This is a genomic window from Desulfurella amilsii, from assembly GCF_002119425.1.
Taxonomy (GTDB): Bacteria; Campylobacterota_A; Desulfurellia; order Desulfurellales; family Desulfurellaceae; genus Desulfurella; species Desulfurella amilsii.
The window spans coordinates 173,528-188,034 of the sequence record NZ_MDSU01000001.1 but is presented as its reverse complement, the minus strand read 5'-3'; the positions used below and the strand labels follow the sequence as shown (position 1 = coordinate 188,034).

Annotated in this window: 15 protein-coding genes; all 15 read right to left on the bottom strand. The window is 31.6% G+C overall.

Annotation, left to right across the window (positions count from 1 at the left end; all coding sequences use genetic code 11):
• Positions 1-10: 10 nt before the first annotated feature.
• A complete protein-coding gene (locus DESAMIL20_RS01030; RefSeq protein WP_086033023.1) occupies positions 11-1,231 on the bottom strand; it encodes a sensor histidine kinase in 1,221 nt (406 codons plus the stop codon).
• Positions 1,215-1,922, bottom strand: a complete 708-nt coding sequence (locus DESAMIL20_RS01025; protein ID WP_204218542.1) for a winged helix-turn-helix domain-containing protein — start codon at positions 1,920-1,922, stop codon at positions 1,215-1,217. The genes DESAMIL20_RS01030 and DESAMIL20_RS01025 overlap by 17 nt, the downstream gene beginning before the upstream one ends.
• A complete protein-coding gene (gene phoU, locus DESAMIL20_RS01020) occupies positions 1,885-2,544 on the bottom strand; it encodes a phosphate signaling complex protein PhoU (RefSeq protein WP_086033021.1) in 660 nt (219 codons plus the stop codon). The genes DESAMIL20_RS01025 and phoU overlap by 38 nt, the downstream gene beginning before the upstream one ends.
• Positions 2,545-2,552: 8 nt before the next feature.
• Positions 2,553-3,332, bottom strand: a complete 780-nt coding sequence (pstB, locus tag DESAMIL20_RS01015) for a phosphate ABC transporter ATP-binding protein PstB (RefSeq protein ID WP_239393352.1) — start codon at positions 3,330-3,332, stop codon at positions 2,553-2,555.
• Complete coding sequence (pstA, locus tag DESAMIL20_RS01010; protein WP_086033020.1) at positions 3,329-4,162, bottom strand: phosphate ABC transporter permease PstA; 834 nt, start codon at positions 4,160-4,162, stop codon at positions 3,329-3,331. The genes pstB and pstA overlap by 4 nt, the downstream gene beginning before the upstream one ends.
• A gap of 1 nt (position 4,163) precedes the next feature.
• Positions 4,164-5,090 (bottom strand): phosphate ABC transporter permease subunit PstC, encoded by a 927-nt coding sequence (gene pstC, locus DESAMIL20_RS01005; protein ID WP_086033019.1) that lies wholly within the window; start codon positions 5,088-5,090, stop codon positions 4,164-4,166.
• Positions 5,091-5,132: 42 nt separating this feature from the next.
• Positions 5,133-6,143 (bottom strand): phosphate ABC transporter substrate-binding protein PstS, encoded by a 1,011-nt coding sequence (gene pstS / locus DESAMIL20_RS01000; RefSeq protein ID WP_086033018.1) that lies wholly within the window; start codon positions 6,141-6,143, stop codon positions 5,133-5,135.
• A gap of 102 nt (positions 6,144-6,245) precedes the next feature.
• The gene (locus DESAMIL20_RS00995; RefSeq protein ID WP_086033017.1) at positions 6,246-6,713 is read right to left on the bottom strand and encodes a TlpA family protein disulfide reductase; all 468 of its coding nucleotides are present in this window, start codon (positions 6,711-6,713) and stop codon (positions 6,246-6,248) included.
• A gap of 72 nt (positions 6,714-6,785) precedes the next feature.
• Positions 6,786-7,688: a protoglobin domain-containing protein gene (locus tag DESAMIL20_RS00990; RefSeq protein WP_086033016.1), complete on the bottom strand. Its 903-nt coding sequence runs from the start codon at positions 7,686-7,688 to the stop codon at positions 6,786-6,788.
• Between the two features lie 75 nt (positions 7,689-7,763).
• Complete coding sequence (locus DESAMIL20_RS00985; protein ID WP_086033015.1) at positions 7,764-8,255, bottom strand: SCP2 sterol-binding domain-containing protein; 492 nt, start codon at positions 8,253-8,255, stop codon at positions 7,764-7,766.
• 102 nt (positions 8,256-8,357) lie between these two features.
• Positions 8,358-9,356, bottom strand: a complete 999-nt coding sequence (locus tag DESAMIL20_RS00980) for a glycosyltransferase family 2 protein (RefSeq protein WP_086033014.1) — start codon at positions 9,354-9,356, stop codon at positions 8,358-8,360.
• The gene (locus tag DESAMIL20_RS00975) at positions 9,349-10,596 is read right to left on the bottom strand and encodes a flippase (protein WP_086033013.1); all 1,248 of its coding nucleotides are present in this window, start codon (positions 10,594-10,596) and stop codon (positions 9,349-9,351) included. The genes DESAMIL20_RS00980 and DESAMIL20_RS00975 overlap by 8 nt, the downstream gene beginning before the upstream one ends.
• A gap of 24 nt (positions 10,597-10,620) precedes the next feature.
• Complete coding sequence (locus DESAMIL20_RS00970) at positions 10,621-11,997, bottom strand: mannose-1-phosphate guanylyltransferase/mannose-6-phosphate isomerase (RefSeq protein WP_086033012.1); 1,377 nt, start codon at positions 11,995-11,997, stop codon at positions 10,621-10,623.
• A 60-nt stretch (positions 11,998-12,057) separates the two neighbouring features.
• Positions 12,058-12,774 carry a LytR/AlgR family response regulator transcription factor gene (locus DESAMIL20_RS00965; RefSeq protein WP_086033011.1) on the bottom strand — a complete coding sequence of 239 codons (717 nt, stop codon included), beginning with the start codon at positions 12,772-12,774 and terminating at the stop codon, positions 12,058-12,060.
• On the bottom strand, positions 12,767-14,500 hold the full coding sequence (locus DESAMIL20_RS00960; protein WP_086033010.1) for a sensor histidine kinase: 1,734 nt from the start codon (positions 14,498-14,500) through the stop codon (positions 12,767-12,769). The genes DESAMIL20_RS00965 and DESAMIL20_RS00960 overlap by 8 nt, the downstream gene beginning before the upstream one ends.
• Positions 14,501-14,507: the final 7 nt, after the last annotated feature.

The window sequence follows — 14,507 nt, the reverse complement described above, 5'->3', positions numbered from 1 at the left end:
TTTACACAAATTATTCATTTTTTTTTGGAAATTTTAACCTAAACAAACTCCCAACGCCAACTGTGCTTTCTAGCTCTATCGAGCCATTATAGATTAATACGAGGTGCTTTACAATTGCAAGACCAAGACCGCTGCCTTTGCTTTTAATCTTATAAAAACGCTCGAATATCTTTTCTTGTTGGCTTTTTTCTATGCCAATACCACTATCTTGAACCTCAAAAATATAATAATTATTATCGTTGTGGCATTTTAGTTTTATAAAGCCTTCTTTTGTATAAAAAAACGCATTATCAAGCAAGTTATCCAATATTGTTTTTAAATGATATTTATTAAATGGAATTGCGCTAAGCTCGCATTCTTGTATAAACTCTATATTTTTGCTATTTATTAAGTGATTAATGTTTAATTCACTCAATAGAGCCAAAATATCGACATTAGACAATACATCGCTAGATTGTTTGAAGTGTTCTATTTCGGCTAGTTGCAATATATTGTTTATTAAATCATTTAAATTTAGCGCATTTTGGTAGATATACTTTAGAAATTTGTTTTGATCTTTTTTGTCTATATCATTATTTAAAAGCAATGTTTCTGCATAGCCTACTATGCTAGTAATAGGCGTTTTTAGCTCATGCGATGCGTTTGAAAAAAAATTCATCTTCATTGCTTGGTAAGATTCTTCTTTTGTTATATCTTCAATTATTATTATATAACCATTTTCGATTAAAATTTTATTGAATTTTAAAATTTTGTGCTCAAACTCAACTTTTTGAAAATTCTCTTTGATAAATTTATCAAATAGAGTTAAAAATTTATAATTTTCCCAGCCATCTATTATTGATTTTCCAGGTTCAATATTGCAATCAAATATATAAGAAACATAATTATTGGATAATATTACTGTATTTTTATTATCGATAAGCAAGACTCCAAGCTTTATATTTTCAATAACTTTAAGCAAGTTGGATCTATGTAAACTTAATTTGTCAATTTTTTGAGATTGTTTTTCAATAATTTTATTTACGATAGGAAAAATCCTGAAAAAAACATTGCCATGATTTTGAAAACTTTCAGGGATTAAGTGGTTAAAACCTTCTAAAATTATGATAGTTAAAATAGCGTATAAACTTGCGCTTAAAAAAAATAGGTGAAAAAATTGGAAAACAGCTAAACAAATAATGAAATTGAACAATAAAACAAAAAAGAACAAAAATTTATAAAATAAAGCCATACCCAACTTTTGGCTTTGATTTAATTATATTTGCCTTTGAGCTTAATTTTTTTCGTAAAGACGATATATGAACATCCACAGTTCTAGTTTGAACTTGGTTCTCATATCCCCAAATTCTACTAAACAATTCTTCCCGAGAAAAAATTTTATTTGGATTTGACAAAAAAAGACTTACAAGCTCGAATTCCTTTGTTGTTAAGTCAAGAGTTTTGTTATCTAAGTAAGCACTAAATGTGTTTAAATCAAGTTCTATGCCATCATACCTCAATATATTATCTTTTTTTTCTATCCTCCTCAATAATGCTTTTATTTTTGCAATTAATACCTTTATAGAAAACGGCTTAACAATGTAATCGTCTGCTCCATCAGTTAATAACTTTGTAATCACACTTTCTTGTGATTTTGCGCTTAAAATAATAACAGCTATATCTTTGTACTCTTTTTTTGTTTTTATCAATCTCAAAAAATCTTCACCTTGCAAACCAGGGAGCATCAAATCTAAGATAATTAAATTAGGTATAAAATCTTTTAATAGTAACATTGCATAATTTGCATCTTCTGCGACTACAGTCCTAAAACCTTCTTTATTTAAATTAAATTCAATTAAGTGCGATATTGTTTCTTCGTCTTCGACAATTAATATATTAAACATTTTATAGATCTTTGATGCGCTTGTGCTTAAAAATCTCACCAGTTGCTATATACAGTGATAATTCTGCAATATTTGTTGCTTCATCTGCTATACGCTCTATTGCCCTTGCTATGAAAATCATCGGTATCGTTAAAATAGAAGCATTTTGCTCATTTGTTATTTGAGCCATCTCTTTAATAATGGACAATTCGCATTTGTCCACATAATCGTCACTTTTAATAACAGAAATTGCCTTAGAATAGTCTTTTGAAAAGAAAGAATCAAGTGCTGTTTCAAGCATAATTACAGTTTTATCTTTCATGTTTGAAATTTCGTTTGTATCTACCTTAAACTCCACAAAATCAATTTTCCCTATCCACTCTGCAATATTTGTGGCATTATCCGCAATACGCTCTAAAAATGTATTAATTTTTAAAGCAGACAAAACAATCCTTAAATCCTCAGCCAAAGGCCATCTTAGAGCTATTAAATTTGCGCAAAATTCGTCTATATCATTATCTAGGGCATCTACTTCGTCATCTAACTCTTTCACTTTTTGAGCCAAATCCAGATCTTTGTGTATAAGCGCATCAATTGAATCAATAAACATGCGTGTAGCAGCTTGTGCCATATTGGAAATTTTAACTCTCAATTGTCTTAAATCTTCATCTAACAATCTCATATAAGCTCCTAGCCAAACCTACCCATAATGTAATCCTGTGTTTTTTTGTCTTTTGGGTTTGTAAACATAATATTTGTTTTATCGTATTCAATTGCTTCACCATCCAATAAAAAAAACGTATACTCAGATACACGCGCCGCTTGTTGCAAATTATGTGTTACTGCTATAATAGTCAACTTTTTTGAAAGTTCAACCATTAAATCTTCAATTTTTGATGTTGATATAGGATCAAGTGAAGCCGTAGATTCGTCAAACACCAAAACTTCAGGATCAACTGCAATTGCACGAGCAATACAAAGCCTTTGTTGCTGACCACCAGAAAGATTTGTGGCTAATTTATCCAATCTATCTTTTACCTCATCCCATAGTGCAGCATCTTTTAGAGCTTTTTCTACTCTGTCTTTAAGCTCTGTTTTATTTTTTATACCTTTTAGTTTCAAGCCAAATGCAATGTTTTCAAAAATCGACATAGGGAAAGCCGTAGGTTTTTGAAAAACCATACCCACTCTATCCCTTAATTCAATCAAGTCAATTTTCGGATCTAAAATGTTTGTGTCATCAATAAAGATTTCTCCTTCATAGTGATTATTGATATACAAATCATGCATACGATTAAAGCATCTTGCAAGAGTGGTTTTTCCAGATCCAGATGGACCAATGAGTGCTAAAATTGTGTTTTCTTTTATGCAAAAATTTAAATCTTTCAGGGCGAGTTTCTTCCCATAATAAAAATTAAAATTTCGCACATCAATTTTTTGTTTTCCATCTATTTTACAGATATATTTCAACGACTAAACCTCCAATAAGAAAACAACCTACTTGCAATATTAAACAACAATACACTAAAAGTCAAAATAATTGCCGCTGCCCAAGCTAAATGGTGCCAGCTATCATAAGGTCCCATTGCATAATCGTACATTGTTACAGTTAGTGTTGCAATAGGTTTATTTAATTTATAACTTTCAAAATTACTATTAAATGAAGTAAATAACAGCGGTGCAGTTTCACCTAATATCCTTGATATCGCAAGTAAAATTACACTTACAATACCCACTACGGCTTTTTTTGAAACTACTTTAAAAATCACTATATACTTTGGTGCACCCAACGCATAAGCAGCTTCCCTTAATTCATTAGGCACAAGCCTTAATATATTGTCTATAGAGCTTATTACAATAGGCATCATAAGCAAAGCAAGTGCAATAGAGCCGGCCAACACAGAAAAACCACCCATTGGCACAACAACTATAGCATAAACAAAAATGCCTGTTATTATAGACGGTATACTCGTCATAGCATCAGAAACATTTCTTATAACATTTGACAAAACGCTATCTTTGCCATACTCACTCAAATAAATACCGCCTAAAATACCAGCTGGTATTCCAAGCAAAGAAGCTATTCCTACAACCTCTAATTGGCCTAAAATTGCAAATTTCAAGCCCCCGCCTTCATCTCCTGGAGAGACAGCATTTTGTGTAAACACTGACCAGTTAACATAGTGAAAACCTTTCTCGATTAAGCTCACAATTATCCAAAGCAAAAAAAATAAACCAATAAAAGCACTAATTGTTGAAATTAACAAGCCTATATAGTTTTTTATTTTGCGTTTTCTCATTTTAATCCCTCACTTTTCTCAAAAAAAACATTTTTGATCCAATGATCAAGAGAAAACTTAACAAAAATAAAATTAAAGCCAAAAGGTACATTGAAGACAAGTAAAGGTGGGAACTTGCCTCTGTAAACTCGTTTGCTATTGTTGCTGTAACTGTAGTAGTAGCAGACATTAATGACGTAGGCAGACTATCTTGGTTTCCAATAACAAAAGTAACAGCCATTGTCTCGCCTATTGCCCTACCTAAACTAATAAGTACAGCGCCAATGATAGCACCTTTTGAATATCTAAACATAACTTTTGATATAGTTTCCCATTTCGTTGCACCTAATGCATAGGCAGACTCTTTAAGTAAATCTGGCGTTATTTTTAACGCGTCCCGCGTTAAAGCAGCAGTAAATGGTATAATCATTATAGCAAGCACCGCACTAGCGGTAAATAAACTCACGCTTGAAGAATATCCATAAAAATACTGACCTACTATTGGCAGTTTTGCCAGTGTGGCATTAAAAAGAGGCTGAACATATTTTTCAATTAAAGGACCCAAATAAAACAAACCCCAAAAACCATAGATTACGCTAGGAATAGCAGCAAGTAACTCTATTGCTATCCCAATAGGCGTTTTTAAAAAATTTGGGCAAATTTCAACCAAAAATATAGCTATACCAAGTGCTATAGGTATGGCTATTATTGCAGAAATTACAGTCGTCAAAAATGTTCCAATAAGTGCAATTAAGCCACCAAATTTATCGAAAGCAGGAGACCATATATTGCTAGTTAAAAAGCTAAAAAAACCAAAATGATTTATAGCATCTTTTGAATTTATATACAAAACCAGGAATAAACCAAAAATAACAAGCAAAACAAAATAAGCAAAAAACATAGAAATATGTTTAAGAAAAAAATCAATCATAACAAACTTTTTTTTCATAACCAATCCTTTTTAAAAAATGGGAGAGGTACCTCCCAAATTTTAAAACTTATTTTCATTTAAATATTTGAATATCAAGCCTTTCGTTGATTGAGGCAATGGAATGTAGCCTAGACTCTCAGCTGCTTTATTGCCATGTTCAAATGCCCATTTAAAGAACTTAACCGCTTGCTTGTGTTGAGGGTTAGACTGTTTTGGTATTAGCACAAAAGTACCAGATACGATTGGCCAAGTCTTTGGACCACTTTGGTTTACCAAAGCTTCACAAAAACCATTGCTTGCTTGCCAGTTTGCTTTTGCAGCAGCTTCTTTAAATGCTGCAACAGTAGGTACAACCCACTTGCCTTCTTTGTTTTGCAATACTACACTTGTTAGATGACTTTGCAGCCAAAATGCATACTCTACATATCCAATTGAGCCCTTGATCTGTTTTACATAGTTTGATACACCCATATTGCCTTTACCACCCACACCTGTTGGCCAGTTTACAGATAAACCGTAGTGGATTTTCTCATCCCATTCTTTGTTAATCTGGCTTAGCCAGTATGTAACATTCCAGTTTGTGCCAGAGCCGTCTGCCCTGTGAACTATTGTAATAGGTATATGTGGTAGTCTTAAACCAGGATTATCCTTTCTAATTTGGGGATCATCCCAATACTTAATTTGTCCCATAAATATTTTAGGGATAACAGCATCAGATAATTTGAGCTGGTTATCCTTAATACCTGGAATATTTACCACCAATACTATACCTCCAACAAGAGAGGGAAACTGAAGCAAATTTTTTTTATCAAGCTCTTTTTTAGATAAACACATATCTGAGCCACCAAATGCAACAATCCCTTGACTAACTTGCTGTATACCTGCACCAGAGCCAACACCCTGATAGTTTACTTCCGCGCCCGTAACTTTCTCATACTCAAAAGCCCACTTAGTGTAAACTGGGTAAGCAAAAGTTGAACCTGCGCCGTTGATGTTTGCAGCATAAGATTTACCTAAACCAATAAAGATTAAAAAAGCCAAAGTAAGAAAAAACCATTTAGATAAGTTCATACACACCCCCAAATTGGCGCTATTGCAACGCCCCTTTCTTTGTATTATATATTATAAGTTGTTAATTAAACATCAAGAAATTGTAAAATTTTTGTAAAGCGGCTATTGTAGGGATTTGATAATTTCAATAAAATCCTGCTCGCCAATTTGACCTGGTACTCTAACCTTTGAGATACCTTGTTTATTTATGAAAATGCTTGTCGGCGTAGCAAAAATTCCCCCAAGTGGAGCAGTTTGAGCGTAATTACCCCAATATAGAGGATATTTAACACCAAACTGCGACGCAAATGCTCTAATCTGTCCAATATGATCGAATGGATCAACACCTATTACAATCACATTTTTCTGATTTTTGCCATAAAGCTCATATAGCTTGTTTAACGTAGGTACTTCTTTTTGACAGTAATAACAGCCAATATCAAAAAAAGTCATCACAACAATTTTATTTTTAAAATTTGACACATTTGCCCTTTGCCCATTTGTGCCTACTAAATCTAAATTAAATGCAAAAGCATTGCTTGTTAAAACAAAAACCATTATTAATACAAAAAAATATTTTTTTGCACGCATAACAAACCTCCATTATTAAGAGCTTAAAGTTATCACAGATAAATATAAAAATCAAATTATTTTAAAAAGACTCTATTGCTTTTTTTGCTCGCTGATATTCATTAACCAATATACTATGCCCAAAATTAAAACAAGCAAGCCAAGTACAGCAACCTCCTCAGACTTTTGAGGCTCTAGCGAAAATATCAATATCTTACGCAATAATGCCGCCATTGCAAGACTTATAAACACATTTAAAGCAAATTTTTTTCCCTTTAGGCGCTTTACTTCTTCTTCTAAAAGCTCTCTTATTGTCCATAAAATTAACATAGCGCCTAGTATATTTACCACTGTATTTTCAAATGAAGAAGTAGCGTTAAACAAAAATTTAACTATATCAGAAACAAACAAGAAAAATATCAGAAAACTTGTGAATACAAGCAAACTAACCAAACCAACGTCAAAAAAATAAGAAATTCTTGAACTCAAACGCACAATGTTTGTTTCAATTTTACTTTTTGCAATATAGAATTGATTTTCATCAATGTATGAGCTTGTCATTACGTCCAAATTTATGTCCAATATCTTATCTACGGACAGTTTTAACTCTTCCTGTCTATAAAGAATATCATAATTTTCTAATATGAGGCTATGCAAAAATGATTTAATAAAGCTCATTGTGGCGCTAACATAATGCGACGGTAAGCCAATCTGTGCATGTACTTCTCCAATTTTTTTTATTTTTCTAAGATAGTCTTCGTTGTATTTTGCGCTAAATAAATCTAAAAACCAGATTCTAAGCTTCTCTTTGTGGCGGTTTTTGATTTCCTCATCAGATAAAAACTTACTATAGTTATCGAACTTAGATATAAACTGATAAAGCCCCTCTATGAAGTTATTAGCATTGCTTTGCGCTAATTCTTTTAAGCTACCAAGATTACTTATGTCCTCTTTTGTAAAGTTATATATTTGGTTTATGTTCTGTATTGTTTCCATATTTAGTTTTTTTAATTAAAAAAAAAGATTTGTCAAGAAAAAAATCTGCCTGCAGTTTTACAGGCAGAAAAAATCTTAAGGGCAGGTATCGGTATATGAAACTTTTCCTAAATCAACCAAAAAAGCTTTAAAAGGAGCAATAAATTGCATAGCTTCGCCTTTTGAACCTTTGAAGGTCATTTTTGTAAACATTCCTATGTTTAGAAAACCAAACTCACCTGCCGCTAAAGATTTCCAATTTTTAGTAGTCGCATACATTACAAACTCTGGGTGTTGATCTTTTTGCAAACCACCGTAAATACAAACAGCCTTGCCATTTTCATATTTAACTTCAACTGCTGAAATCACTTTTGGGTTACAATCCTGTCTGTAAAAAGCTATTGTTTTATAGCCTTTTTCTTTGTTTACATTGTAATTTGACCATTCTGCCATAGTAGACTGTAGGTGCTCATTCCAGTAAGAGCAAAATTCTTTAGTCCAACTGGGACTCATCCATGGCTCTGCTGCAAACGATATCGAACTTAAACCAAACAAAATCAATGAACTTAATATTAACCGTTTAAACATACACACCTCCATAAAATGACATACTCATATAATACGATTATACAATATATAACAAAATAATTTTGTCAACAAAAAACTTTCAAATATGATGATTTTTAGATATCAGAGTTTTGGCGGCTTTGATTTGTTAGTAAAAAACCATTTAATACGTCTTAGAGCCTCAAATAAAAAAGGCACATAAAAACTAATTATTTTTACAATATTTTTAGGGTAAAAAACCACTTTAAAACCTTTTTTATCTTCTTTATGCAACCTTTTCAAATAAGCTACAAATAATTTTTTATTTTTTTGTAGCAAAATCTTACTAAGCATTTTGTTGTATCTATTAAATAGCATTGTAGTTTTCCATCTTAATAGCTGTTTTTTGTTATATCCAAGACCAAGCGCATACCTATGAGGCGATTTGATAAACTCCAAACTTTCAAATAATTTATCAATATCAGATGTCATAGAAATATTATTTTCATGAAGTCTCCAAACCGCGACTGTTTTGTTTGAAAGAATTACATTACCCGAAAGACACAGTCTTAAAAAAGATTCAACATCTTCATTTATTATATCGTGTTTATAAAATCCAATTTTTAAAGCAGCCTGTCTTGAAAACAGTGTTGCAGCATGAAAATATGGGATTTTATTCCAATTGAGAAACACATAAAAACCATTTATACAGGTTTCTTCTTTGCGTTTGTATGTTATTTTTGAATTATCATATACAGTTTCAGCTAATGCCATAACCATAACTATATTTGCACATTCTTTTTTGTTATAAAAATCTATTTGGTTTATCATTGTAGAAATGGCATCAGTCGATATTAAATAATCATCACCATCAAGATTTAGTACATAATCACCCATTGCATATTCGTATAAAGGCTTTCTATGATTAGCCACCCTGCCAATATTTTTTTCGTTTCTAAAATACTTTAAACGTTTATCTTGATATTGTTTTACAATGTCTTTTGTTTCATCAAAAGATGCATCATCGGATACTATTACTTCTAAATTTGGATAATCTTGTCCTAAAGCAGAATCTATAGCTTGTTTTATATATTTTGCTTGATTGTATACTGGTACAGTAATTGATACTTTCGGTTTATTCATTACGTATCCTCAAAATCTTACCAAAAACTAACAATAACAAAAAAAACTCACTGGCAACAAACGCAATACTCGCCCCCAAATCTTTAAAAAAATATCCTAGCGTTAAACACGCTATTATATCAAATATTGATACAAACACAATGCTTTTTGTAAAGTATCTTTCGAAGCTTAGATTAATTAGACCTATCGTACCAAATAGATAGTTGAAGCTACCAAACAATATTACAAAGCTTAAAATCCTCATATCAATTACAGCCTCAATCATGGGTTTTGCAGCAATTATTTTTATAATAAAATTAGAGAATATCAATACTAAAAAAACAATTACAAAAAGTATTAAACCATAGTATTTAGCTATAGAAAATAAATTTTTAATAGCATTTTTTCTTGATATGCTGTGGTATTTTTTGGATAAATGCGGATATAGGCTTTGACTAATTGGACTCATCAGGGCCTGTAAGCTCATAATAATTTTCGAAGCCAATGCATAATAGCCCACAGCTGTGTTTGTGGATACAAGACCTAAAAAAAATGTATTCGCGTTTCTATAAATGTTCGTTGACAATATTGCCAAAAATAAGTGCCAGCCATCAATAAGTTGATTTTTAATATTTATTAAATTAAATGTGAATTTGATATTAAATTGCTTTATTGCAATATAGAAAGCTACTAAGCCCCCAACCAAAAAGCCCAGTGAATTAATCAAAGGCACGTACAGGTAATCTTTTTCTTGCCTGATAAAAATAAATATACATAAAGTAAAAATAAGTTTTATCAGTATATTTATGAATGTGATGTATTTCATTTTTTCTAAGCCCTGGAAAAGCCATACAGGAAAAAGCATCTGTCCAATCAATACCAAAAGCGAAAAATAGAATATCTCATACTGGCTATAAAACTTTTTAAAACTAAAAATAATAATTGTAGATAAAGCTATGCCAAAAATCACAAAAACCAATTTTACAAATAAAACAGATGAAAATATTTCAGAGATTTTTTGAGGATTGTCACGGTTTATTGATATTAATTTTGTTGCAGATAAACTAAAGCCGTAATCGGTAAAAATAACAAAGTATGCCGCAAAGGATTGGGCAAAAGCTACAAGACCGTACTTTTCTATACCAATTGTTCTAACTAAGTATGGTATGGTAATAAAAGGTAAAATATAGTTTGCACCCTGCATTAAACCCAAAAAAAATATATTTTTAAAAACTAATTTTTTATCTTCGCTTAGTCGCATAAAATATTTTTATTTTATAATCGTTTAGCATCGTTTAAAATCGTCTTCTATTCTGATAATGTCGTCTTCTGCTACATACTCGCCAACCTGAGCTTCTATAATTATTAAATCTATTTTACCCGGATTTCCTAGTCTATGAAGCTCGCCAATTTTTATATAAGTTGATTCATTTGGTCTTAAAATAAACTCTTTGTCAGCTACGGTTACCAATGCGGTCCCAGATACAACAATCCAGTGTTCGCTTCTGTGTAAGTGTTTTTGTAAAGATAGTCTTTTTTGTGGTTTAACTACAATTTTCTTTATTTTGTAAAAACGATTTTCTTCTAAAAGTGTGTAATTGCCCCATGGCCTATATACAGTTAAGTGAGCATTTGTGAGCTCTGAGTTTTTGCTTTTTAGTACAGATACTATGTCTTTAACCTTTTGACCAGAACCTTTTTTTAAAACCAATAAAGCATCCGCTGTATCAACAATCATTAAATCTTCAACATCTATAGCTCCAATCATTCGATTATTTTCTTCTATTATAAGATTATTTTTTGAGTTTATCAGGATAGAATTATTCTTTGTATTGCCATTTTCATCTTTCTCTAAAACTTCGTATAAACTATCGAAACTGCCCAAATCATCCCATTCTGTATCAAAAGGCACAATTTTTAATCTCTTGCTTTTTTCTGCAACGGCATAGTCAATACTGTTGGGTTTAATTTCAGACATATCCTTAGGCTTTATCCTGATTGGTGAACAATTTTTAGCATTTTTCAATGCTTTATGCGATGACTCAAAAACCTCGTTTTCATATAAGTTTAGCTCTTCTAAATAGCTTTTTGCTTTAAAACAAAAAATACCGCTATTCCAAAAGTAGTTTCCATTTTCTATATATTTTTGAGCTGTTTGTAAATCTGGCTTTTCTTTAAATTCTTCTACATCAAAACCTTTAGCTTTTATGTAACCATAGCCTGTATTGGGGTTTGTTGGTCTAACACCAAAGGTTACAAGGTATCCTAACCTGGCAAATTCTTCCCCCTTTTTTAGGCTTTCATAATAGTTATCTGACTCTTTTATATAATGGTCTGCGCTTGATACGAGTAATACTTGATCTTCATTCACCAAAAAACTTGCAAATGCAACAGCAGGTGCAGTATTTTTGCCAACTGGCTCTAATATGAACTCAGCTTTATTCACGTCCAAACCAACCTCTTCGATTTGATCAAGCGCTAAAAAATAATGAACCTCGTTTGTAACAAAAATAAACTTTTCGGCAAAACTTTTGTTTCTCAAAACCGTCAATTGGAACAAAGACCTGTTATCAAAAAGCTTTATAAATTGTTTTGGGTAAAGGCTCCTGCTTAGCGGCCAAAGCCTCGTGCCAGAACCGCCGCACAAAACTACGTTAATCATACTTCCTCCTTAAATTACATAGTATTATAAAAATTATAGAGTTCAAATGTCAAATTGTTATCAAAAACCCAAAATACTTTTTAATTCTTTTATCTGCACTTTGCTTACAGATATGCGGGTTTTATTTGCATCGTTCATGACAAGCCAGTATGTGCTCTTAAACCAGGGAATAACTTCGGATATACTTTGTAAGTTTACTATGTAGCTCTTTTGAACCCTATAAAACTGAGGAAAATCTTGTAGTTTCTCTTCTAAATTTTTCATGGATTTTTTAAATAAGTAACTTGAACCTTTTGTAACAATTTTAACAAAACCTTCTTGAGACTTAGCAAAAACTATTTCATTGATATCTAATAAATAAATCTTGCCTTTTTCTTCGACGGGAATTTTATCAATTTTTTTCTGTTTTGTCTCAATTTGATTTAGAAAATTTTTGGCTTTTTCTAAAGATTTTTCCAATCTTGAAGGGCTAATTGGCTTTAATATATAATCAAGCGCGCTTAACTCAAACGCATCAACAGCATAATTATCGTAAGCAGTTGTAAAAATTATAGCTACCTTATCGCTTGATATAATTTTTGATAGTTCAAGACCGTTAACTTTAGGTATGTTTATATCAATAAAAACAATATCTGGTTTTAAAGATTTTAAGAGATTTAAACCTTTTATCCCATCTTGAGCCTCACCTATGACTTCTATAAAATCATACAAACTTAATAGGTACTTTAACTCATCAATAGCAGGTTTTTCGTCTTCAATGATCAGCGCTTTAAGCATTTGATAACAATGATTTTGGCATCATAAAATAAACTAACGTGCCTTGACCTTCTTTTGTATGAATGTGCAAATAGGCATCTTTTCCAAAAAACGACACAAGCCTTTCATTTACATTTTTTAAACCTATACCTAAACTACTTTCTGATTCTTGCTCTGAAGTAATTTCATTATTAGCAGTAAATATCTTTTGAAGTTTTTCTTGTTTTATACCAGGTCCATTGTCGGTAACATAAAATTGTATGTTTTCTTCCATCCTTTGTATTTTTATTTTCAACATCAATTTTGTATTTATCTTCGATATCGAATGCTTTATAGCATTTTCCACAAGCGGTTGTAAAATAAAAGCGGGTATTTTTTCTTCTAACAAACTTTCATCAATTTCTTCTTCAACTTCAATTTTATTACCAAAGCGAGACTTCTCAATATACAAATAAGATTTTACAATCTCTAATTCTTTAGCAATTGTTATAAAAGTTCCAATATTTTTGAGGTTGTATCTCAAATACTCACTTAAATTAATAAGCATTTCTCTAGCTACATTGGGGTTTGTTCGGATAAATGATATTACCGCATTTAGTGTATTAAACAAAAAATGCGGGTTCATCTGTGAAGCTAATGCAATAAGCTTTGCTTGACTAGCAAGTTTCTTTTGTTCTTCAACCTGAGCAATCTCAATTTGATAAGAAATTAACTGAGCTAAACCTTTTGCCAACTCAATGTCTGTGTTAGAAATAACTTTTCTGCTAACTTTCTTTTTTGACCTGTATAGTTTCAAAGTACCAACAAGCTTATCAAAGCACTTCAGCGGTACAATAACTACACTATTTAGCTGGCAATCTTTAATAGAACAACCTATTTCTTCTTTTGTAGTTGCTATATTGATCCCTCCATTTAAAAGTGTATTTTTTGTAGCATTGGTTTGTATAGGTATACCGCTTTTGTGGTGATCATTGCCTACACCAATATGAGCTAAAATTTTATCTGTATCTGTAATTGCTACAGCATCTAAATCGGTTGATTCATAAATAATTTTGGCAGCATTAGCAGCGGATATTTCATTTAAACCGTTTCTTAAAAAAGGCAATGTTTTATTTGCAATATCAAGTGAGATTTTTGCTAGTGTTGCAGAAATGTTTTCCTTTTCATCAAATACGGATTTAACAATCATCATAAATACAGTTATACCGATAGCGTTTGTAATTGTCATTGGCATGCCTATGTCGTTTACCAAATCCAGTGCTTTAGGGTATGGTTTTGAAAAGAGTAGGATTATACCCATTTGTATTCCTTCACCTAAAATCCCAGCAAAAAAAGCTAGCTCCCACGGCACATACTCACCTTTGTAATATTTCCTAATAAGTCCGCCGAGTAAACCTTCTAAAGCTGTAGAAACAGCGCAGGTTGTTGCAGTAAACCCACCAAGCGTTAATCTGTGAAGTCCAGCAATTAAACCCGCAAAAAAACCCACAATAGGCCCACCAATTAAACCACCAACCATAGGACCAATAACCCTAGAATTTGCAATAGCATCTTTTGTTGGCACCCCCGTATAAGTACCCAAAATACCAATTCCTGCAAATATCAAAATAGCTAAAAATAAGTCTTTTTTTGTAACTTTTGCGTTATAAAGAATATTCCTAAAAAATGATGCTTTTGATAAAAAAAATGCAAGTATAGCAATTATACTTAATCGCTCAAGCATAGCCAAAAGCAACGAATCATGCATATAAAAC

Coding starts and splice junctions, on each gene's coding strand:
- DESAMIL20_RS01030 (WP_086033023.1), bottom strand. CDS start 1,231: ATGGCTTTATTTTATAAATTTTTGTTCTTTTTTGTTTTATTGTTCAAT.
- phoU (WP_086033021.1), bottom strand. CDS start 2,544: ATGAGATTGTTAGATGAAGATTTAAGACAATTGAGAGTTAAAATTTCC.
- pstA (WP_086033020.1), bottom strand. CDS start 4,162: ATGAGAAAACGCAAAATAAAAAACTATATAGGCTTGTTAATTTCAACA.
- pstC (WP_086033019.1), bottom strand. CDS start 5,090: ATGAAAAAAAAGTTTGTTATGATTGATTTTTTTCTTAAACATATTTCT.
- pstS (WP_086033018.1), bottom strand. CDS start 6,143: ATGAACTTATCTAAATGGTTTTTTCTTACTTTGGCTTTTTTAATCTTT.
- DESAMIL20_RS00995 (WP_086033017.1), bottom strand. CDS start 6,713: ATGCGTGCAAAAAAATATTTTTTTGTATTAATAATGGTTTTTGTTTTA.
- DESAMIL20_RS00990 (WP_086033016.1), bottom strand. CDS start 7,688: ATGGAAACAATACAGAACATAAACCAAATATATAACTTTACAAAAGAG.
- DESAMIL20_RS00985 (WP_086033015.1), bottom strand. CDS start 8,255: ATGTTTAAACGGTTAATATTAAGTTCATTGATTTTGTTTGGTTTAAGT.
- DESAMIL20_RS00980 (WP_086033014.1), bottom strand. CDS start 9,356: ATGAATAAACCGAAAGTATCAATTACTGTACCAGTATACAATCAAGCA.
- DESAMIL20_RS00975 (WP_086033013.1), bottom strand. CDS start 10,596: ATGCGACTAAGCGAAGATAAAAAATTAGTTTTTAAAAATATATTTTTT.
- DESAMIL20_RS00970 (WP_086033012.1), bottom strand. CDS start 11,997: ATGATTAACGTAGTTTTGTGCGGCGGTTCTGGCACGAGGCTTTGGCCG.
- DESAMIL20_RS00965 (WP_086033011.1), bottom strand. CDS start 12,774: ATGCTTAAAGCGCTGATCATTGAAGACGAAAAACCTGCTATTGATGAG.
- DESAMIL20_RS00960 (WP_086033010.1), bottom strand. CDS start 14,500: ATGCATGATTCGTTGCTTTTGGCTATGCTTGAGCGATTAAGTATAATT.